This window comes from Actinosynnema sp. NPDC050436, from assembly GCF_040655415.1.
GTDB lineage: Bacteria > Actinomycetota > Actinomycetes > Mycobacteriales > Pseudonocardiaceae > Actinosynnema.
Map to the genome: position 1 here is coordinate 192131 of NZ_JBFAJV010000006.1, position 23215 is coordinate 215345.

General features: G+C 73.7%; 6 protein-coding genes. 3 read left to right on the top strand and 3 right to left on the bottom strand.

Features of this window, described 5'->3' with window-relative positions; translation table 11 throughout:
• Positions 1 to 73 precede the first annotated feature (73 nt).
• The 3 genes from AB0I60_RS17740 to AB0I60_RS17750 all read right to left on the bottom strand — a co-directional run bounded on the left by AB0I60_RS17740 (position 74) and on the right by AB0I60_RS17750 (position 3927).
• A complete protein-coding gene (locus AB0I60_RS17740) occupies positions 74 to 1141 on the bottom strand; it encodes an ABC transporter permease (RefSeq protein WP_360731077.1) in 1068 nt (355 codons plus the stop codon).
• Positions 1141 to 2703, bottom strand: coding sequence for an ABC transporter ATP-binding protein (locus AB0I60_RS17745; RefSeq protein ID WP_360731079.1), 1563 nt, complete (start codon positions 2701 to 2703; stop codon positions 1141 to 1143). Before AB0I60_RS17745 ends, AB0I60_RS17740 begins: the two co-directional genes overlap by 1 nt.
• A gap of 84 nt (positions 2704 to 2787) precedes the next feature.
• On the bottom strand, positions 2788 to 3927 hold the full coding sequence (locus AB0I60_RS17750) for a BMP family ABC transporter substrate-binding protein (RefSeq protein ID WP_360731353.1): 1140 nt from the start codon (positions 3925 to 3927) through the stop codon (positions 2788 to 2790).
• 408 nt (positions 3928 to 4335) lie between these two features.
• Here AB0I60_RS17750 and AB0I60_RS17755 point away from each other — a divergent pair, with 408 nt between their 5' ends.
• The 3 genes from AB0I60_RS17755 (at position 4336) to AB0I60_RS17765 (ending at position 23189) form a co-directional block, all read left to right on the top strand.
• The gene (locus AB0I60_RS17755) at positions 4336 to 4827 is read left to right on the top strand and encodes a YbaB/EbfC family nucleoid-associated protein (protein WP_360731081.1); all 492 of its coding nucleotides are present in this window, start codon (positions 4336 to 4338) and stop codon (positions 4825 to 4827) included.
• A gap of 17 nt (positions 4828 to 4844) precedes the next feature.
• Entirely contained in the window at positions 4845 to 6509 is a 1665-nt protein-coding gene (locus AB0I60_RS17760) for a hypothetical protein (protein WP_360731083.1), read from the top strand.
• A gap of 153 nt (positions 6510 to 6662) precedes the next feature.
• Positions 6663 to 23189, top strand: a complete 16527-nt coding sequence (locus AB0I60_RS17765; RefSeq protein WP_360731085.1) for a toxin glutamine deamidase domain-containing protein — start codon at positions 6663 to 6665, stop codon at positions 23187 to 23189.
• The last annotated feature ends 26 nt before the right edge of the window (positions 23190 to 23215 follow it).

The window sequence follows — 23215 nt, forward strand, 5'->3', positions numbered from 1 at the left end:
GATGCCGCCTCGCCGGCGCTCGCCGTTTCAGGAGCACAGAACACTGTGTTCAATGGTTCGCTCGCAAGCTCGCTCACGCCGACACCGTCCCCAACTCCTTACCGACCCGGCGCTGCTCAGCGGCCAGCTCGAACCGCCGCACCACCTCGTACGCGACGACGACCGACAGCACGATCGCACCCTGCATGATCGTCACGATCTCCCTCGGCACGCCGACGTTGTCCAGCGCCAGGCCCGACTTGTCCAGGAACGCCCAGAGCAGCGCGCCGAACGCGATCCCGCCGGGGTGGTTGCGGCCCAGCAGGGCGATCGCGATGCCGGAGAAGCCCAGGCCCGCCGGGAAGTTCAGGTTGTAGGTGTGGTCGCGGCCGAGGATCTCCGGCATCGACACCAGACCCGCGATGCCGCCGGAGAGCAGCATGGCGATCAGCACCATCTTCTTCGCGCTCACGCCACCGGCGGCGGCGGCCGTCGCGGACTCGCCGGACGCCTTCAGCTCGAAGCCGAACCGGGTCCGGTTCATCATCACCCAGTAGCCGACGCCCAGCAGCGCGGCCAGGAAGACCAGGCCGAACACCGTGCCGGACGAGCCGAGCGGGATGCCCGGCACCCAGCCGCTCTCCGGGATCTCCGGCGTGCGGATGTTGTTGCCCCGCAGCTCACCGAAGACGTCCTCGCCGATCAGGTACGCGGCCAGGCCGAGCGCCAGGCCGTTCATCATGATCGTGGAGATGACCTCGTTCACGCCGCGCGTCACCTTGAGCACCGCCGGGACCGCGGCCCACAGCGCACCGACCAGCGCCGCCACCAGGATGATCACCAGCGCGTGCAGGCCGGGCGGCAGCGCGATCGAGCCGCCGACCACCGCCGCGACCACGGCCGCGACCCGGTACTGGCCCTCGACGCCGATGTTGAACAGGTTCATCTGGAACCCGATGGCCACCGCGAGCGCCGCGATGTAGTAGGTGCCGGTGCTGTTGACGATGTCGACGGCGGTCGTGCCCTCGCCGACCTGCGACACCATCGCGCCGAACGCCCTGGCCGGGTTCGCGCCGGACACCACCAGCGCGATGCCGCACAGCAGTGCGGAGAACAGGATCGCCAGTGCGGGCGGCAGCAGCTTGCCGCGCAGGATTCCCATTACTCGCCTTCCAGTTCCGCGACGGCGGCGCTCGTCGCGCCCGCGCCCGTCATCGCGCTGCCCAGGTCCTCCGGCGTGACCGAGGCCGGGTCCGCGTCGGCGACCAGCCGGCCGCGCAGCATCACCTTGATCGTGTCCGACAGGCCGATCAGCTCGTCCAGGTCGGCGGAGACGAGCAGCACGGCCAGGCCGCGCGCCCGCGCGTTCTTGATCTCGTCCCAGATCAGCGCCTGCGCGCCGACGTCCACGCCCCGCGTCGGGTGCGAGGCGATGAGCAGCACCGGGTCACCGGACAGCTCGCGGCCCACCACCAGCTTCTGCTGGTTGCCGCCGGACAGGGCGGCGGCGGGCACGTCGATGCCGGGCGTGCGGACGTCGAACTCCTCGACGATCCGGCGGGTGTCCTGCTTCGCGCCGGCCAGGTCCAGCCACGCGCCCTTCGCGACGGGCTCGCGGGTCTGGTGGCCCAGGATGCGGTTGGCCCACAGCGGCTGGGTCAGCAGCAGGCCCTGGCGGTGGCGGTCCTCCGGCACGTACCCGATGCCCGCCTCGCGCCGGGCCAGCGTGCCCAGCCTGGTCAGGTCGCGGCCGGCGAGCAGCACGTGGCCGTGGTGCGCCTTCCGCATCCCCATGATCGTCTCGACCAGTTCGGTCTGCCCGTTGCCCTCGACGCCCGCGATGCCGACCACCTCGCCGGACCGCACGACCAGGTCGATGCCGTCGAGCACCGGGCGGGTGCCCTCCTCGGCGACCAGGCCCAGCCCCTCCACGCGCAGCACGACCTCGTCGGTGACGGTGGACTCGCGGGTCTCCGGGTCGGGCAGCTCGCTGCCCACCATCATCTCCGCGAGCTGGCGGGAGCTGACCGCTCTCGGGTCGGCGGTGCCGACCGTGGTGCCGCGCCGGATCACGGTGACCGAGTCGGCGATCGCGCGCACCTCGTCCAGCTTGTGCGAGATGAACAGGAACGTGAAGCCCTGCTGCTGCATCCCGCGCAGGGTGGCGAACAGCTCGTCCACCTCCTGCGGCACCAGCACGGCCGTGGGCTCGTCCAGGATCACCACCCGGGCACCCCGGTAGAGCACCTTGAGGATCTCCACCCGCTGGCGGTCGGCCACGCCGAGGCGCTCGACCAGCACACCGGGGTCGACGGTGAGGCCGGTGGACGCGGCCAGGCCCTGGATGACCTTGCGGGCCCGGCCGCCGATGCCGTGCAGCGCTTCCGCGCCGAGCACGACGTTCTCCTGCACGGTCAGGTTGTCGGCCAGCATGAAGTGCTGGTGGACCATGCCGATGCCGGCCTTGATGGCGTCCGCCGGGGACTTGAACCGGACCTGCTCGCCGGCGACCTCGATGGTGCCCTCGTCGGGCTGCTGCATCCCGTAGAGGATCTTCATCAGCGTGGACTTGCCCGCGCCGTTCTCACCGCACAGCGCGTGCACCTCGCCGGCGCGCACGGTCAGGTGCACGTCGCTGTTGGCGACCACACCGGGGAAACGCTTCGTGATGCCCGACAGGACGACGGCGGGTGCCACGTCGTCGGCAGGGGTGTTGGTGCTCATGGGGGGCTCCGTACGGGGACCGGGGTCAAAAACCGCGCAAGGGCCTCGCGAGCAGCTCGCGAGGCCCAGTGCGGTGCGGCCGGATCAGCTGGTCGGCTTGTCCGAGACCGTGATCTTGCCCTCGATGATCTGCGCCTTGTAGCCGTCGAGCACGGCCTTCAGGTCGTTGTCGATCTTGCCGCCGGACGTGGCGTAGCCGACGCCGTCGACCTTCAGGTCGAACACCTTCGGCAGGTTGGCCAGGTCGTTCTTGGCGACCGCCCGGACGAAGTCGTACACCGCGACGTCGACGCGCTTGAGCATGGACGAGATGATCACGTCCTTGGACTCGGCGACGGTGGCCTGGTTGTACTGGTCGGAGTCGACGCCGATCGCCTTGACGTTCGCCGTCTTGGCGGCCGAGAACACGCCCTTGCCGGACGCGCCGGCGGCGTGGTAGAGCACGTCGGTACCGGCCTCGATCTGGCCCTGGGCGGCTTCCTGGCCCTTGGTCGGGTCCTGGAAACCGGTGAAGTCGCCGGCCGGGGTCAGGTACTTCTTCTCGATCTTGATGTCCGGCGCGGCGGCCTTGGCGCCCTGCTCGAAGCCGGCGTCGAACTTCTGGATCAGCGGGATCTTCACGCCGCCGACGAAGCCGACGTGGCAGTTCTTGGACTGGTAGGCGGCGATCACGCCCGCCAGGAAGGAGCCCTGCTCCTCGGCGAACACCAGCGGCGTCACGTTGGTCGCGCCCTCGACCGCGCCGTCCACGATGGCGAACTTGACGTTCGGGAACTCCGGCGCGACGACCTTCAAAGACTCCGCGTAGGCGAAGCCGACGCCGATGACCGGGTTGAAGCCCTCGCCGGCGAGCTGGCGCAACCGGGTCTGCTTGGCGTCCTCGGCCTCGTTCGGAGCGGCCGTGAGCTCCTTGACCTCGCTGATGCCGAGCTCGGCCTTCGCCTTGTCCAGGCCGGCGGCGGCGGAGTCGTTGAACGACGCGTCGCCGCGCCCACCGATGTCGTAGGCCAAGCCGACCTTGAGGGCGCTGCCGTCCACCTTGTCGCCGGCGGCGGAGCTGGTGGTGGTCCCGGCGGCGGCCGGCGGCTTGTCCGCCAGCTTGCAGCCACCGGAGGCGTTGCCGGTGCTGCCACCGGTGTTGCTGCCACCACCGCTGTCCTTGGCGCAGGCGGCCATCGACAGAACGCTGGTCAGCGCGATCGCGGCCACCGCGATGCCACGCATTCGACGACGCACGGCTCGTCTCCCTCCCTGCTCACAGAGCAGACAAACTCCCCGACCGCGTCGTCGGGGCTCCGAGGGGCGAACCGTACCCCGTGGTAACGACGACTGCGCGCGTACCGGCCCGCGCGTGACCGAATGGTGTCGATAGAGGTGCTGGTGGGGGCGCGAGATTCGTCACAAGGAGGCGGCTGGAGCACGGGATGTGACGGCAGGTGACGGGTCGGCTCGGCGGCGTGACGGAGGAGTTCGGGGGTCCGCACGGCGGACCGCCGGACGGGCGTGGCGTCGGCCGTGGTGGTGCGGGTCGGCCATTGGGGGGACGGGTCGCCCGTTGGTGGGGCGTTGGGCCGGCGTTGGCGACGTTCGGTGAACTCCAGGGTGCATCGGTATCCACCCCAGGAGGCAGCGTTGGACCCCCGGCAGTGGCTGGACGACTACGAGTCGCGCCTGGCCGACCTGAAGCAGAAGTCGGACGAGCTCCAGGAGGGCCTCGCCGCCGCCACCGGCACCGCCACCAGCCCGGACGGCGCGGTGAAGGTCACCGTCGGGCCGAACGGCGGGCTGCTCGGCCTGGAACTCGGCCACCGCGCGTGCGACCTGGGCCCGGCCCGGCTCACCGCGCTCATCCTGGGCACCGCCCGCGCCGCGCAGCAGGTCGCCTCGGCCAAGGTCGTGGAGGCGTTCGCCCCGATGGGTGACGGCACCGAGGCGATGCGGGTCGTCCTGGACTCGATCGCCCACGGCCAGGAGCCGGACGACGTGGACGACCACGACCCGGAGCCCGAGCCCGCGCCGCCGCGCCCGCCCGTCCGCCCCCAGCCCGTCGCCCAGCCGCGCCCGGCCGCCGCCCGGCCACCGCGCCGCGACGACGAGGACGACGACGACATCCAGCCCTGGTGACCTAGGAAGGCCACGTCATGACCGCCCCCGAAACGCCGATCGCGTCGCCTCCCGGGATGGAGATCACCGAGGAGAACAAGTTCAAGGGCTCGTTGTTCGTCGAGGCGTTCGACGGCCTGATCGACTCCATCGGCAAGGACGCCGAGTCCGAGACCGAGCGCGTCCTCGACATCACGTTCAACGCGATCGGCGCGGCGTCGTCGGTGGCGATGTTCGTGACGGACCCGTTCGGCAGCATCCTCGGCGCGGGCATCGGGTGGCTGATCGAGCACATCACGTTCATCCGCGAGGGACTGGACAAGCTGATGGGCGACCCGGACGACATCAACGCCAACGTCGAGGCCACCAAGAAGCAGGCCGTCGAGATGCGCGTGCTGGCCCAGGACCACAAGCAGGGCCTGGCCACGTTCGACGGGTGGACCGGGCAGGCGTCCGAGCGGTTCAAGGCCAGCATGGACGCGATGGGCAAAGAGCTCGACGACATGGCCGGCGCGATCGAGACCAAGGCCAAGATCGTCGCGGTGTGCGGGATGCTCGTGCAGGTCCTGCGCGACATCGTGCGCGACATGATCGCCCAGTTCCTCGGCTCGCTGCTGGCCGGCGCGCTGGCCGCCGCCGCGCTGGCCATCCCGACCATCGGCGCGTCCATCGCGGGCTTCATCAGCTACGCGGTCGGCCGGGGCATCGCGCTGGCCACCAACATCGCCTCGCGCATCGCGCGCCTGGTCGCGGCGCTGTCCCGGAACATGGTGCGGATCGGCAAGCTGGACGACGTCGTCAAGAAGATCGGCAAGGGCTGGGACCGGTTCGAGAACATCGCCGATGTCGGCGAGATCGGCTGGGAGGGCTACAAGGCCCAGGACGACGTGAACAAGAAGATCGACCAGGGCCTGAAGGACGACGACGCCCAGGACAAGCTGGACAAGGTCAACAAGGACGCCGAGGCGGCCAACAAGAAGTACGAGGACGCCAAGAAGGACGAGCAGAAGGAAGCCGACGAGCTCAAGACCGCCAACGAGCAGCTCAAGGAGAAGTCCGACCGGGCGGCCGAGGCGAACAAGAGGGCCAACGCGGCGGCCGACGAGGTGAACCGGGCGGCGGCGTCCGGCGACCAGGCGGCGTTCGACCAGGCCAAGGCGAAGTACGACGCGGCCAAGGCCGAAGCGGACGCGGCCCGCGCGGACGCGGCGAAGGCGGCCGAGCACTCGGCCAAGGAAGCCCGCGACCTGGCCGACGCGTCGAAGCGGTCGAACGACGCGCTGGACGCCACCAAGCCGACCGACGAGGCGTCCAAGAAGGCGTACGACGAGTACAAGAAGGACAACCCCGGCCCGAGCGACCCGGGGCGGACCGCCGCCGAGCAGGACCTGAGCGCCAAGAACGACGCGGCGAAGCAGGCGAACGCCAAGTACGAGCGGGCCAACGCCGACTTCACCGACGCCAACGCCAAGGCCGCCGAGGCCAACGCCCGGGCGTTCGCGTCCGGCAGCGAGGCCGACATCGCCGCCGCGAAGCGCGCCTCCGACGAGGCCGAGGCGGCGGGCAAGCGCGCCGAGGCCGCCGCCAACGAGGCGAAGGCGTCCGGCGAGGCGGCGAAGTCCTCGTACAACGACTACAAGGCCAAGTACGACAACAAGTCCGGCCAGTCACCCTCGACCGACTCGCCCAAGACGCACGCCTAGCCGCTCGCGTCGGCGTCCCAGCCGTCCGGAGAAACCCCCATGGCTCCCAAGAACCCCGGTGGACCGAACCCGGGCCCGTCGCCGTCCCCCGGCCCGACCCCCTCGCCGCCACCGCCCCCGGTGGGCGGGCCGACGGGCGGGTCCGGGTTCGGCATGACGGTGTCGACCATGGAGGGGCTCCAGGGCAAGGCGGGCGACTTCCAGTCCAGGCTCACCGCCATCACCGGTGGACTGCGGGGCCTCCAGCTCGGGCCGAACGCGCTGGGACCGATCGGGTTGTTCGCGGTGCCGGCGCTGAACAACTCGAACGACAACACGGTCTCCCAGGCGGAGCGGGCCGCGTCGACGTTCGGCAACGTCCGGTCGGGTCTCAAGGCGACCCAGGAGACCCACGTCCAGACGGACCGGAACAGCCAGAAGGAGTTCAACAAGTTCAACCCGGACGCGAACGCCCAGCGCCCGCCCGGCCAACCCGGCGGCGGCCCGTCCGGCGGACCGAAGACCGGCGGGCCGACGGTGTCCAAGAGCGACGGGCCCAAGGGCGGCGGTGGCACGGGACCGTCCGGCGGGCCGAAGGGCAGCGGCGGACCGGCGGTCAACCCCGCCGGCGGGCCGAAGGGCGGCGGCACCGGACCGTCCGGTGGGCCGAAGGGACCGGGTGGTCCCGGGGTTGGACCCGTCAGCGGGCCGAAGGGTGGTGCGGGCACTGGACCGTCCGGCGGGCCCAAGGGACCGGGTGGTCCCGGGGTTGGACCCGTCAGCGGGCCGAAGGGTGGTGCGGGTACCGGACCGTCCGGCGGGCCCAAGGGCGGCGGCCCGGCCGTCAACCCGGTCGGCGGGCCGAAAGGCGGCACGGGCACCGGGCCGTCCGGTGGGCCGAAGGGACCGGGCGGACCCGGCGTCGGTCCCATCAGCGGGCCGAAGGGCGGCGGGTCAGCGCCCGGCGGCGTGCCTGGCAGCGGTGTGCCTGGCAGCGGTGTGCCTGGCAGCGGTGTGCCTGGTGGTGTACCCGGTGGCGGGTCGGGCAAGGGTGGCGGCGTGCCCGGCGGCGGTGTCCCGGGTGGTGGCGTGCCCGGTGGTGTGCCCGGCGGTGGTGTGCCCGGTGGCGGGGCGAACCTGCCCCCGGGTGGGAAGACGGCGGTCGGCGGCACGCCGGTCGCCACGCCGCCCACCACCACGACCGGTCCGAAGGGCGACGCGACCCCGCCACCGCCGGCCGGCGGCGTGCCGCCGATGGGCGGCGCTCCCGGCGCACCGGGTGGCGCGGGCGCGTCCGAGCGTTCGAGCAAGTACGCGGGTGGCTCAGGCAAGGGCCTGTTCGACCCACCGTCCCCGAAGACCGGCGACGGCACGATCAGCAAGGCCCCGACCGGCACCTCCTCGACCCCGCCACCCGCTCCGAAACCGACCACCAGCCCGTCCACCAGCACCCCGGCGAGCAACGCACCGGCCGCCAACGCCCCAAGTGCCAACACTCCAGGTGCCAACACCCCGGGCGGCACACCCGGTGGTGCGCCGAAGCCCGCCGGCCCGTCCGGCACCCCGTCCCCTACTGGTCCGGCACCGACGGGTCCGGCACCGACCAGCGGGACGACACCGCCGACCAGCCCCACGTCGGCCGGCAACACCCCGCAGCCGGGCAAGTCCCCGGCGCCCGCGCCGACGTCCCCGGTCGCCGGCGGGGTGCCCCCGGTCGGCGCACCACCCGCCGGGGCGGCACCGGGTGCGGCAGGTGCGGCGGACCGGTCGAGCAAGTACGCGGGCGGCCCCGGCAAGGGCACCTTCGACGCGCCCCAGCCGAAGGCCGGCGACGGCACCATCAGCAAGGCACCCGCGACCTCACCGTCCACGCCCCCTCCGGCCCCGACGCCGACCACTACGCCGACACCGGCCCCGACACCGACGAAGACGCCGAACACCCCGTCGCTGCCGAACGCGCCGAAGTTCACGCTGCCGAAGTTCCTCGGCGGCGGCAAGGCCGAGGTCGACACCGAGATGACGCCGGTCGGCACCTCCGCCCAGGGCAACGCCAACCCGAACAACACCCCACCGAACAACACCGCCCCGCCGAGCAGCACCAACCCGGCGAGCAACACCGCACCGAACGACGCCAACCCGAACGACGACGGCCCCGCGCCCGACCCCAAGATCATCCCGTCGCGGAACCTCCCGGACTTCGTCCAGGGCGGGAAGGCCCTCGGCACGGTCGCCCCCACCGACGTGCAGGGCGGGGCGCAGGTCAGGGCGCGGGTCGACACCCTGCTGGGCAACCCGGACGGCAAGCGGACCCAGGGCCTCGACCAGATCGAGTCCGCGATCGACAACAACTTCGAGACCCTCCTCGGCGACGGCCGGAAGTTCCAGGTCCGGGTCGGCAACAAGTGGTTCGAGGCGACCGTGCGGGCGACGCTGGAACCCCAGCCGACCGGCACCCCCTCGGCCACCGGCGGTCCCAAGGTCGACTTCACCGCCAACAGCGGGATCACCGGCAACTCCACGAGCACCGTGGCGACCAACGCCGACATCGGCGCGAGCGCCACGGTCGGCGGCACGGGCGAGCTGGGCGGCCCGTACGGGTCGGTGGGCGGCAAGGTCGCGCTCGCCCGCCCCGGCGTGACCACCGTCGTGCAGACCACCGCGCTGGACCAGCGGGCGATCCGGTCGGGTGGCGGCTCGACCTCGACGAACGTACCGGTGAGCTTCGAGGTCACCGTCGTGGACTCGGCCGGCGACCTGGTCCGGCCGAAGGACGTGGCCGCGCCGGTCCCGGGTTCGGTGACGCTGAACATCCCGAGCGAGCTGTCGGTCACCCCGCCGGTCGTGCGGCCGAATCCCGCCACACCGCGCGCGGACTTCGGGGCCCTGATCGAGCACCCCGCGCCCGAGGCCGTCACCGACCTCGACTCCCAAAAGCTGTTCGACGACGTCCAGGCGCGGCTGCACCCGTCGGTCACCAAGATCGGCGCCCCGGGCCGGGCGGCGCTCCAGGACTTCCTCAGCCCCACCACGATCCGCGACAACCTCGGCTCGATGCTCACCGGCTGGGTCACCTCGCCGGACCTGTCGAGCCCGAACGCGAGCTACGCGGGCGTCGTGCAGATGAAAGCCACGCTCGACCCCGGGGGCATCGAGCTGGTCACCACCAACACCGGCGCCCAGCTCCGCCTGCACGACATCGCCACCACCGGTTCCGGCGTCACGACCAACTCGAAGACCGGGTTCGACGTGACCGGCGCGCTCGGCGGCGGCCTCCAGGTGCCGGGCAAGCTCGGCGGCACGGCCGGCCTGGTCGCGGGGTACTCCGGCAAGATCACCGAGACCTCGAACTCGGGCACCAACACCGGCAACCGGGCCGGTGTCCAGGTCAAGTCCGAGACGGGCCTGTACAAGGTGAACGCGACGCTGGAGGTGCGCACCCCGAACGGCGCGATCGAGCCGGTCAAGGTCACCACCTACCTGAGGATCGGCTCGCCCGAGGCCGCCGCGCACAACCTGCCGGTGCGCCAGGACGGGCCGACCGGGCTGATCACCGAGGGCACGGCGGGCACGAAGTTCGCGCCGCCCTACCTCGCCTCGGACATCGGCGGGGCGAACGTCAAGGTCGGCGAGTTCGCGGTGGCCGCGCAGGTGCAGGCGGAGGTCGAGGCGGCGCTGAAGAAGCTGCCGGGCATGGCGGACTTCCTGCCCGACTTCACCGACGTGCAGTCCGACCCGCGCAAGAACGGCAAGAACTTCGCCGGCCTGGTCGAGCAGCTCGACAACCAGCGCAAGCTGTCCGCCGAGCTGTCGCCGACCGCGCTGAAGACCCGGATGGACAGCCTGATCGGGCCGGGCATCGACGTCCAGCTCAAGAAGCAGGGCCGGTTCACCAACGACTTCATCAACGTCAAGGTGAAGGCGGAGCTGACCAACGGCCGCCACCTCGGCCAGGTCAACGACCACAACGTGCGCGGCTGGGCGGGCAGCGGGCCCCGGCTGGACGCCTCGACCACCACGCAGAAGGGCGTCAGCGCCGGCGTCGAGGCGAAGGTGACGATCCCGAAGACGTCGGGGTCGAGCAGCCTCACGCCCACGCCGACCGCCGGCGTGAAGTACACCGGCACCACGGCGGTGAAGACCACGGCCGGTCCGGCGGTCAACAGCTCCGGGCTCAACGTCGGCGCGTCGCACGCCCAGGTGTTCCGGCACGACGTGGAGATCTCGGTGGAGATCACCGAGTACAGCCGCAACCGCGCGTGGGTCAAGCGGGTCACGATCGGTTCGCCCGACGTCCAGGTCCCCACCCCGAAGGTGGTCGCGCAGACCGGCGCCACCGGGCCGAAGGTCGTGACCGTCCCTCCCATCCGGGGCAACGTCAACCTGTGGATGTCGGACAGCTCGACGTTCACCGCCGACCCGGCCGCGCACGCGCCCGGCGGCGCGACCAAGTCCACGCCGGACGGCCCGTCGCGCGACGTCAAGACCCTGCTCAGCACCCCGCCCGCCCGGCCCGCGCCGGAGATCCTGCACGTCGAGGCGGTCGCCCACAGCGCGGAGCTGAAGAAGGCGGCGATCGAGGCGATGACGGACGCGGCGGGCGGCGTCGACTCGTCGCTGACCGTCGAGGGCTCGCACTCGCGCAACCGGATCGACAAGCTGTTCAGCCCGGAGAACCTCAAGGCCAACCTGACCCGGCTGATCGACACCGGCGTGCAGGAAGGCGGCCTGAAGCACACCCGCCGGGTCAACGACCGGACCGGCGCGATCGGCGTGAAGTTCGAGCTCGGCAACGCCCAACTGGTGTCGATCTCGGACAAGACCGGCGCGGAGAGCACCGTCAGCGGCGGTTTCAAGGCGTCCGACAGCACGGGCAAGGGCGCGTCGTGGGACTTCACGGCGGGCGTGAACGTGCCGGCGAAGCCCTCGTCCCAGCCGACCGGCCAGGGCGCGGTGGGCGTCACGGGCAAGTGGACGCCGTGGTCGAAGCAGTCCACGACCGGCACGGAGGTCGCCGGCAACGTGGACCGGGTCAAGATCACCCCGGCGAACGCGCGCACCGTGCTGGTGCGGGTCGACGCGACGGCCACGATCGTCGCCGAGACGCGCAACGGCAACACCGCCGTGAAGGGCGAAGCGCGGTCGAGCACCCGGCAGGTGCAGTTGGACGGCGGCGTGTTCATGCGGGTGAGCGAGGACGTCGCCCGGCAGCTCGGCGCACTGCCCAACCCGGCGGCCAACCCGAACCCGGCGAACACCGACCCGGCGGCGAACACCAACCCCGCCCCGGCGGGCGTCGCGCCGGCGGCCGGGCCCCGGCCGGAGATGGCGCCGCCGAAGAACCTGGACCCGCGCGACCCGGGCTCGCTCGGGCTCGGGATGATCGAGTCGCTGCCGCCGGAGCTGGCGAACCTGGTGCCCAACCTCCAGGCGGACCTGGCCCGCCAGGGCTCGAAGGCCGCAAACCTGATCCCGAAGTCCGTGCTGGACGACTCGATGAACAACCTCCAGCGGCTGGTGGACCTGTCGTCGCCGACCAGCGTGAAGGCGCTGATGGACAGCGCGGTCGACGGCGGCGTCCCGCTGCTGGTGCACCAGCCCGGCACGTTCGGCACCGACACCTACCAGGTCACGCTCAAGGCGGTGCTCGGCGACGCCACCTTCACCGGCATGGCGCACGACGGCCTCGACGTCGAGCACATCATCGCCGGCAGCACCAAGAACTCCTCCGGCCTGGGCCGGACGACGGGGTGGGGCGCGGGCGTGAAGGTCCCGGGGACGGGCCTGCCGGCGACGGCGAGCCCGACCCTGTCCGGTTCGGCGGGCGCGGCGGTGGGTGCGAACGTGACCCACCAGACGGCCACGTCCGTCTCCGACTCCACGTCCTCGCAGGTGGGCCACAAGCGGGTCGGCACGGGCCCGGCCGCCCGGTACTCGGTGCCGGTGCAGTTCCAGCTCGTCGTGGAGCGGGGCGACCGCCAGGTCGCCACCGCCACCAGCGGCGACCCGGCGCCGATGACCGTCCGGCTGCACGCGGACAACCACAAGTTCGCGCCCCCGGCCACGAACACCGGCCCGACCACCGCCGCGGGACCGGCCCCGAACGCGGGACCGACCACCACCGACGTGACCGCCCCGGCCCCGAACACCGCCGCGCCGGCCGTGCCGTCCCCGACGTCCCTGCCCGGCCGGACCCCGGCGCAGGTCGAGGCGTGGCAGGCCGGACCGGACGGCGCGACGCTGCCGCCGTCCGCGTCCGTGGAGTCGCTGCGCGGTGCCGCGAAGCTCCGGGAGGCCGCGATCCGGGCGCTGCTGGACGCGGACCCGAAGACGCCGCTGGCCACCAAGGGCACCGGCTCGCTGAACTCGCTGCTGTCGTCGCTCAGCTCGGAGACCCTCCAGCCGCAGCTGCCGGGGATGCTCACCGGGCCGCTGAGCGTGCCCGGCCTGCACGAGGCCGCGCTGACGTTCAGCAAGCACGCCGACGTCAAGGTCTACGCGAAGATGACCAACCCGTCGCTGGCCGGCCTCAGCGACGGCGTGAAGCTGGAGAACCCCCGGTCCACGACCTCCGCGACCTCCCACGACGCCAAGAAGTCCGAGGTGAACGACGTCGTCGTCGGCGTGGCCGGCGGCGGGCTGACCGACAAGGGCCCGAACGTCCTGCTCAGCACGCCCGGCGCGGAGTTCCGGCACGGCGGCGAGGTGGCCGACGGCACCAGCACCGGCACCACGCACAACCAGGTCAACGACCTCAAGCGCGAGGGCCGCACCGGCCTGGTGGAGTTCGACGTCGAGTACCAGGTCGTCGCGGACACGGGCAAGGGCAAGGTCTCCGTCGTCGAGCTGAAGGTGCCCGGCGCGGCGCAGGTGCGGATGCCGGCGGCGGACGCGCAGACCGTGCTGGGCAAGCGGTTCGACGACCTCGCCGCCGCGCAGGACGCGGTGAAGAGCACCGCGAGCGCGTGGCGGGAGGCGGAGGTCGCGCTCGACAAGGTCGCACCCGCCGTCACCGCGCGGGTGAACGGCCTCGCCACCGACATCGCCAACGCCCGGACCGCCGCGAACACCGCCGCGACCGACGTGGACACGGCGCGCGGTGCCCACGAGGCGGCGGGCGCACGGGTCCCCGACCTCGCCGAGCGGGTCGACGCGGCGAAGTCCGCGCTCGACAACGCCGGGTACGTGCTCGACCACCGGGTCGCCGAGCTGCAACTCGCCGACCAGCGGCTCGAGGACGCCCACGCCGCCCGGCCCGGCGCGAAGGCGGACGTCGACGCGCGGAACCAGGCCGTCGCGGACCTGGAGTCGGAGGTCGACAGCGCCACCAAGGACGTCGAGACCGCCGAACGGGCGGCGCAGGCGGCGCAGCAGGAGCTGGACGACCACCTCGCGAACCGCCCGCAGCCCGAAGCGGGCCAGGTCCCCGCGCCGGACCAGGTGGCGGACCGGCTGACCGGGGAGGCCGAGGCGGCGAACCAGGACCTGGCCGCGAAGCGCGCGGAGCTGGACCGGCTGTCCGGCCGGCTCCCCGACGCGCGGCAGCGGGCCGAGCAGGCCACCGACCGGCTGGCCGGCGTCGACCAGGAGGTCGCCGACGCGGCAGCCCGCCTGGCCGACGCGCGGAGCCGGGTCGAGGACGCGCGGACCAACCTGGACGGCAAGACCTCGGCGGTCGAGACGGCCGAGCGGGACCTCGCGGACGCCACCGCCGAGGTCGAGCGGACCAAGGCCGCGCTGGACGAGGCCGGGGCGAAGCGCCAGGAGGCCGCCGAGACCCTGGCCGAGCTGGAGAACGACCTCGCGCAGGCCGAGCAGCAGCTCGCCGGCAGCCGGGCGGACGCGGCGGCCAGGCAGCAGGCGTGGTGGGACGCCAAGCAGGCGATCGACCAGCGCATCGACGCCTTCAACACCCGGCCCGCCGCCGCACCCCAGGTCGCGCCGCACCAGCAGGCCCCGCAGCCCCCGCCCCCGCCCGCGAACCAGGGCGGCTCAAGCAGCCAGGGCACCACTCGCGAGTCGAGCGGCCAAGGCAAGCCGGGCGGTTCGAGCCGGGTTCCGGCACCGCCGCCCGCGCCGTCCGCCGACCACCGGGCCCCGCGCCCGACCTCGCCCGCCACCGCACCCCCGGCCACGCCGGGCGTCGACCGGACCGCCCCACCCGCGTCCCCGGGTCCGAGGCCGGAGAAGTCGTTCACGTTCGAGGACGGCTCGACCGCGCTCACCGGTCCGCAGCAGGCCGAGCTGGACTCGCTCGTGCACGACCTCGCCGACACCACAGCCCGGCGCGAGGGCCACTACCGGCCGCCGGTCGTGGAGGTCTCCGGCCCGAACGCCCAAGACGTCGTGGGCGCGCTGGCCGCCAGGGGCGTCGACGCGACGGTGACGCCGGGCCGCGCGGACGGCCTGGACGTCAAGGTCGACTGGGACCTCAAGCGCCCCGAGGGCTGGACGCCGCCGGCCGCGCCGGTCGGTGCCAAGGTCACCGACACGGTGATCACCTCGCCCGCCCCGCAGGGCCCGCACCCGGTGTTGGACGACCCGTCGTGGCGGCACAGCACCGAGCCGCGCGCCGACTGGTTCGACCCGAAGAGCCCGGTCCCGAACGCGGCCATCGAGCGGGCGCGGGTCGACGCGCCGATCACCGGCCGGGTGCGCGGCGAGGACGGCGGCGTGCTGTCGAACTCGACCGTCGGCCCGGACGGCGTCGACCTGAAGTCGTGGCGCGGCCCGATCGCCTACGACATCCGCACCCTCGACGTCGGTGGCGTGCCGGTGCGGGACTTCACCGTCAAGCTGCACCTCAAGGGCGACCCGGACGCCGTGGCGGGCATCCGGGAGCGCACCCGCGCCGGTGTCGACGAGCTGTTCAACCAGGGCAACCGGCTGCCCACCGACAGCCAGTTCCACGTCACCGTCGAGTTCACCGACAACCCGGCCGACGCGCACGGCACCGTCGACGTCACCGACCCCGACGGCCGCGCCAACCAGCTCGCCTGGCCCGCCGACACCGACCCGCGCCGGCTCGCGCACGAGGTCGGCCACTTCCTCGGCCTGCACGACGAGTACTTCGAGACCGACGACGTCAAGCCGGTCTTCCAGCACCGCGACGGCCACGGGCGGGTGGTCGGCGACAACGGGCCGATGACCGCCGGCATCGACCAGGACAACGCCTCGCTCAAGCCGCGCAACCTGTGGCTGATCGAGAACCGCGCCACCGCGCTCGTGTCGTCCAATGACCTGGACGCCCGCGCCGAGGTGGGCCCGGACGTCCGGCCGCCGAACGCGCCGGGCTTCTTCACCCGCACGCCGCCGCAGGCCGCCCCCGCGCCGCCGCTGCCGGTCGCGCACCCGCTCCCGGCCGTGCTGCCGGGCACGGCGCTGCCGCCGTTCTTCCAGGGCAACCAGGCCCTGGGCAGCGTCGCCACCACGGGCGTGCACGGCGTCGACCACCTCACCTCGGCGATCACCGCCCTGGTCCCGCCGGTCGCCGGCGCGACGCCGGTCGGCGTCGAGCACATCGGCCACGAGCTGGACGCGGACTTCGAGTCGTTCCTGGGCAACGGCCGCACGTTCCAGGTCAAGGTCGGCGGGAACTGGTACGACACGCGCGTCACGGCGGTGCTGGGCCCGGCCACCGGCTCGGCCACGGCCTCGCCGGCCAAGGTCGACAGCCGGGTGGACAGCGGCGCGACCTCGACCACGACCACGAACCTGAGCACCGGCAACGACCTCTCGCTCGCCGCGACCGCGAGCCAGGGCGCGGGCGCGTACGGGGCGCTGGGCGTGAAGGCCCCGCTGTCCACGCCCGTCACCGCGTCGACCAGCACGACCAGCGCGGTGGACGACCGCGAGATCCGGGGCGGCGACACGTCGAAGAAGTACGACGTGCCGGTCTCCTACCGGGTCACGCTGACCGACGCGCGCGACGTCGTGGTGGTCGACCGGGTGGTCGAGGGCGACGCGGCGAACCCGATGGGCGTGTCCCTCCAGGTGCCCGACGACCTGGCCACCCTGGCGAACACCGACCACGCGCTGCCCAAGGCCGAGCCGGACGCCGGGGTCGGCGCGAGGATCGAGCACCTGGTGCCCGAGGCGGTCGGCGACTTCGACGCCGACGCCGCGTTCCGGCAGGTCGCCGCCCAGCTCCACCCGTCGGTGGTCAAGCCGGGCGCGGACGGCCGCACCGCGCTGCGCGACTTCCTCAGCGCCACCACCATCCGCGACAACCTGCACGTGATGCTCGAAGGCTGGGTCACCTCGCCGAACCTGGCCAGCCCGCACTCCAGCTACGGGTCGGCCGTGCAGATGAAGGCCACGCTGGTCGACGCGGAGCTGGTCGGCACGCACGGCGGCGCGCAGTTCCGGATGCACCACACCTCGACCACCGCCACCTCCGTGACCACGTCCGTCAGCTCCGGCGTCGAGGTCACCGCGGCGGTGGGCGGCGGCGTCGGCACGCCCGGCGTCCCGATCGGCACGGCCGGCGTGACCGGCTCGGTGTCCTCGAAGACCTCGGAGAGCTCGACGGCGGGCGGCACGGCGGTCACCCGCTCGGGCATCCAGGTCGGCGGGCAGACGGGCCTGTACAAGGTGACCGTCGCCGTAGAGGTGCGCACCCCCCACGGGGACCCGGTCTCGGTGCCCGCGACCGCGTACGTGCGGGTGGGCCTGGGCGAGGCGAAGGCGCAGGGCCTGCCCACGCCGGACGGCACCCCGGACGGGATCACCCCGCCGACGCCCGGGAACCGCCGCTTCGAGGCGCCCTACCTGGCCGCCGGCCTCGCCGCCGGCAACATCCGGGTCGGCGCGCTGAGCACCACGGGCACCGACGTGCGGGCCGAGGTGGAGGCCGCGCTCAAGGGCCTGGACGGCTTCGCGGACTTCCTGCCCACGTGGGGCCGGGAGGGTCGCCCGCAGGCGGACGGCAAGAACGCCGCGACCGTCGACCGGCAGGTGGAGAACCAGCGCCGGCTGGACGCCGAGCTGTCCCCGACCGCGCTGAAGGCCCGGATGGACAGCCTCCTCGGCCCCGGCGTGCAGGTGCAGCTCAAGCGCGAGGGCAGGTTCGCCGACGACTACGTGAACGTGACCGTGCGCGCCCGGCTGGGCGAGGGCGACCACCTCGGCGCGGCGGACGGGCGCACCGTGCGCGGGCTGCACTCGGCCGGACCGAGGCTGGACAGCGCCACCACCACGACCAAGGGCTGGAGCGCCGGGCTGGAGGGGCGCGGCGGCGCGAACGTCAAACCGGGCAGCGCGAGCCTCGCGCCGACCGCGACCGCCGCCGCGAAGTACAGCCGGTCCACCACGGCCAAGACCACGGCCGGCCCGGCGGTCACCGACGTGGCGCTCAACGTCGGCAGTTCGAAGGCCCAGGTCTTCGCGCACGACGTCGAGTTCGAGATCGAGATCACCGAGTTCAGCCGGCGCCCCGCGTGGGTCAGGCGGGTCACGCCCGGCTCGCCGCTCCTCCAGGTGCCGCAGCCCAGGACGGTCGCGCGCCCGCCGGACCCGGACCGCCCGCTCGACCCGACCGCCCGGGGCAACCCGAAGATCATCGACAAGGTGCGGGGCACGGTCCGCCTGTGGGCGTCCGACGGCTCGACGCTCACCTACGACCCGGAGGGCCTCGCGCCCCGGGACGCGGTGGTCGCCCCGCTGCCCGCGAGCACCACGATCACCTCGGTGATCAACCCCGGCGTGCCGCGACCGCAGCACCTGCCGACCCGGCCGGGAGCCCCGGACACGCCGGGCCGGGTCCCGCCGAGGAACGAGTGGCTGCACGTCGAGGCGGTCGCCAACGCCGGGCAGCTGCGGGCCGAGGCCCTCAAGCTGCTCGACGCGGCAGCCGGGCCGGACACCGCGCTGACCGTCCCCGGCACCGAGGCGCGCAACCAGGTCGACCGGCTGTTCAGCCCGGAGAACCTGAAGGCGAACCTGCGCCGGATGGCGGAGACCGGCCTGGTCGAGGACACCCTGCGCTACGACCGGCGGGTCACCGACCGAACCGGTGCGCTGGGCGTGTCGGTGACCTTCGCGCAGCCGAAGCTGGTGTCGATCTCGGACACCACGCCGACCGAGGTGTGGACCGGCGGCGGGTTCAAGGCGGCGGGGAGCGGTGCCACGGCCAGGTCCGTCGAGGGTTCCTTCGGCGTGGGCCTGGGCGGCAAGCCGAACGACGCCACCCCGCAGGGCGGCAGCACGGTGGGCGCCACCGGCAAGGTCACGCCGTGGTCGCGCACCGCGACGACGTCCACCGAGGTCGGCGGCAACGTCGACCGCAAGCTGGTCCGGCACGCCGGCGAGCGGACCGTCCTGGTGCAGTTGGACGCCGCGTTCACGGTGGTCGGCGAGAGCCGGTCGGGCAACGCCCTGCACGGCGGCACGCCCCGGTCGAAGGCCGCGACGGTGACGCTGCCCGGCGGCGTGTTCGTCCGGGTGGGCGAGCAGGTGGCGCGGGACATGGGACTGCTGGAGGACGTGCCGCCGCACACCTCCCCGGACTTCGGCGCGATGAAGGCACCCAAGCGGCTCGACGCCGGTCAGCCGTCGTCGCTGGGGCTGGGCACCGTGGACGACGTGCCCGACCTGTCCCGGGTGGTCGGCGACCTCACCAAGGCGCTGCACGACAGGACGTCGGGCCGGACGTCCGCCGGGCTCGTCCCGGACAGCGTCCTCAAGGACTCGATGCGCAACCTGCGCCGCCTGGTCGACCTCACCTCGCCGACCAGCGTCAAGGGCCTGGTCGACAGCGCCATGGACGGCGGTGTGCCGCTGCTGCTGCACAAGCCGGGCGCGGTGTTCGGCAAGGACACCTACCAGGTCACGCTGCGGGCGAAGACCGGCACGCCCGCGTTCCTCGGCGCGGTCAACGACGGCTACGACATCGAGCACATCACCACCGGCTCGCGGAAGGACTCGGCGGGCCTGACGAAGGGCACCTCGGCCGGCCTCTCGGCCAAGGCAGCCGGCCTGCACCTGCCCGACGTGAAGGACGGGATGTCGCCGTCGGTCGGCGGCGCGGTCGGCGCGGGGCTCGGCTGGTCGCAGAGCAGGACCACCACCGACACCACCGCCGAGCAGTCCGGCCACAAGCACACCGCCACCGGGCCGGCCGTGCGGTACGCGGTACCGGTGGAGTTCGAGCTGGTGGTGCACAAGGGCGGCGAGGAGATCGCCTCGGCCTCCCTCGCCACCGAGGGCATGACCCCGCCGCCCGCCGGCGCGGCGCCCGGCACCGCGCCGAAGCCGATGACCGTCCGGCTGCACGCCGACAACGTGCGCGCCGACGTCGCGGGCGTCACCGGCACCCGCCGCGACTACCACGCGGAGGCGACCACGCGGCCCGCCGCCGAGGCGCGGCCCGACCGGGTGGCGGCTTGGCAGGCGGCCGGCACGCCGACCACGCCGCCGGCGGGCTCGTCGGTCGAGGGGATGCGCGGCGCGCAAGACGTGCGGCTGGCCGCGATCGAGGCGCTGCGCCGGGCGGGCGCGGGCGACGGCATCACCGGCCGGGGCACCGGCTCGCGCAACGCCCTGCTGTCCGCGCTCAGCTCGGAGACCCTCCAGTCGGCGCTGCCCGGCATGACGTCCGGGCCGCTGACCGTGCCGGGCCTGCACCAGGCGGCGCTGGGCCGCTCGCAGCACGCGGACCTCAAGGTGTACGCGAAGCTGGTCAACCCCCGGCTCGACTCGCTCAGCGACGGCGTGAAGCTGGAGAACCCCTCGTCCACCACGCGCACCACCACCGCCGAGGCGAAGCGCGCGCAGACCGGCGACGTCGTCGTCGGCGTGCCGGTCGGCGGGTTCGGCAGGAAGGCCGTCGACGGGCAGGGGGCGACCGACCTGCCGAACTCGGCGAACTTCTCCGGCACGGGCGTCGAGCTGAAGCACTCGGGCGAGGACAGCACCACCGGCTCCGGTGCGCCGCTGAGCGGCACCGCGCAGAACCTCAAGCCGTCCGGCCGCAGCGGTCTGGTCGAGTTCGACGTGGAGTACCGGTTCGTCGCCGAGGTGGACGGCAAGGTCGGCGTCTACGACCTGGTCGTGCCGGGCTCGGCGGACCTGCGGATGGCACTGGCCGACGTCGAGGGGGTGCTCGACCGCCCGATCCCGCCCGAGGTCGCCACGGCCCAGAACGGCGTGCGCGACACCGCGCGGACGTGGCGGACCGCGCAGGCGGCGGTGGAGACCGCCCGCCACACCGCGCAGGACCTGCTCGCCGAGCGGACCGGGGCGCGCACCGACGTGCCCGGCCTGGAGACGGCCGTGGAGACCCGGCTGGGCGCGGTGGACGCGGCGTTCGAGGTGCTCGGCACGCGCGAGCGGGAGTCCCGCGCCGCGCGCGACCAGCGGGACGCGGCGGTCGCCCTGGTGGAGTCCCGCGCGGAGGCGTCGGCCGACCTCGACCTGGCGTCCCGGCGGGCCGACCTCGCGGTGCGCACCGCCGACGGCGCCGCGCGGCTGGGCCACGAGCAGGTCGAGGGCCTGGAACTCCAGGTCGAGACGGTGGACGGCCTGTTCGCCAAGGCGGACGCCGACCTGCGCGCCGCCGAAAGCGCGCTGGCCGAGTTCGACCGCGCCCACCCGCCGGTGGTCGACCCGGCAGGCGTCACCCCGCCCCGCGTCGACCCGGGGCGGGGGCGCCTGGCCGACGCCGTGGAGCTGAACACCCGGCTGCGGGACGGCTGGCGGACCGAGCGGGCCGGGCTGGCGGAACGGCTGGACGCCGCGAGGCACTCCCGTGACGAGGCGGTCCGGCGGCAGGAGGCCGCGACCCGCGAGGCCGGCCCGGCCCGGGACGCGGCGGCGCAGGCCCGCGCCGACCTGGCGACGGCCGAGGCGGCGGTGGGACCGGCGCAGGAGCGGCTGGACGCGGCGACCGGTGCGGTGCGCGAGGCGCGGCAGCGGGCGCGGCTGGCCGACGAGGCCCGGATCGACGCGGAACGGGCCCACCAGGACGCCGTGCGGAAGGTCGCGGACCTCGACGCGAGGATCGCGGAGGCCAACGCCGAGCTGGGGCGGCGCCACACGGCGGCCGACACCGCGCAGGCCGCGTGGTGGGCGGCGAAGATCCAGGCGGACACCGCGATGAGCACGTTCACCGCGCCACCGTCCGACACCACACCCCCGACGGCCCCCCAGCAGCCGAACGCGCAACCGGTGATCGCCCCGCAGCAGGCGTTCGGCAGCGCGCCGACCACCTCGGAGCGGGGTTTCGGCGCCCCGGCCGACGGCACGCCGAGCCCTCAGCCGCCGAGCAACCCACCGCCGACCACGACCACCGCCCCCGCCCAGGCGCTCACGCCCGAGCAGCGGAAGGCGGCGCGGGACAAGGCGGTCGGCGACCTGGCGGCCCGGCAGGCGGCCGAGCGGACCGCCGAGCGCACCGCGTTGCAGGTCCGCCAGGCGCAGGAGAAGCAGAAGGCATCCACCGACCTGGCCGCCGCGCAGGCCGCCGAGTACCAGCGGGAGAGCCGGGCGCTGACCGCCAAGCTCGACGCGGAGGGCAGGAAGGTCGTCGCCGACACGCTGGCCCGGCAGCAGACCGAGCGGACCGGCGCGAGCACCCGGTTCGCCGAGCGGATGCGGGCCGAGCAGGCGCGGGCGGCGCAGCAGATCACCGAGCGCCACGCGGCCGAGCGGCAGCGCGTGGTGAACGACGTGCTCCAGCGCGAGGCGGTGGAGAACCAGCAGTTCGTCCAGCACGTCACCGCGCAGCCCGGGGCCGCGCCGGCGGCCGTCGAGCAGGTGCGGCAGCAGTTGCTCGCCCACCAGCAGGTGGCGCGGCAGAACGCCGACCAGCAGGTGGCCGCCGCGCAGCAGGCCGAGCGGCAGCAGGCGGACCAGCAGTTCACCACCTGGCAGGAGGGGCAGCGCCAGGTTGCAGAGCAGCAGTTCGAGAACCAGGCGCTGGCCGAGCGGCAGAAGGTCGAGCAGGACCTCGAGGTCCGGCAGGAGCAGGAGCGCAAGCAGGCCGAGCAGGACCTGAAGAACCGCCAGCAGACCGAGCGCGAGCAGGTGGAGCGGCAGCTCGACACCCGCCAGGCCGAGGAGCGCAAGCAGCTGGAGGAACGCCTGCACGGCCGCCAGGCACCGGCCTACCAGGCCGAGGTCGCGAAGTGGCTGCCGCCGGGGACCAAGCACCACGGCGCGTTCGCCGACGACGCGGAGGCCGGCAGGTGGGCCGACGCCCGGTACCCCGGCCTGGCCGGCATCAACCGGGACAACTTCCGCAACAACGTCGCCGGCCACAACGTCAACTGCACCAACTGCGTGATCGCCACCCACGAGGCGCTGCACGGCCGGCCGGTCGCCGCGCCGCCGCTGCCCGCGCCCCAGCACGGCGACTACCTGGAGAACCACTTCGGCGCGAAGTTCCAGGACGCGGCGAACTACCATCAGGTGGCCGACTACCTCGGCGACCGGCCGGGCCGGCACGTCAGCATCGGCATCAGCCGCGACGACGGCACCGGCCACGTCTTCAACGGCTGGAACGACGGCGGGCACCTGACGTTCTACGACGCGCAGGCGCACCTCCCGGCCAAGCTGGAGCACACCGCGACGCGCATCCAGTTCATCCCGCTGCCGGACCTGCCGGCCGGCGGGAACCTGCCGGCGCAGCAGTCACCGGGCGCCGCACCACCCCCGACCGGCTCCGCGCCGCCGCCACCACCGGCGGCACCGGCGCGGGTGCCCTAGCGCCGGCCGGACCCCGACCGATGAGA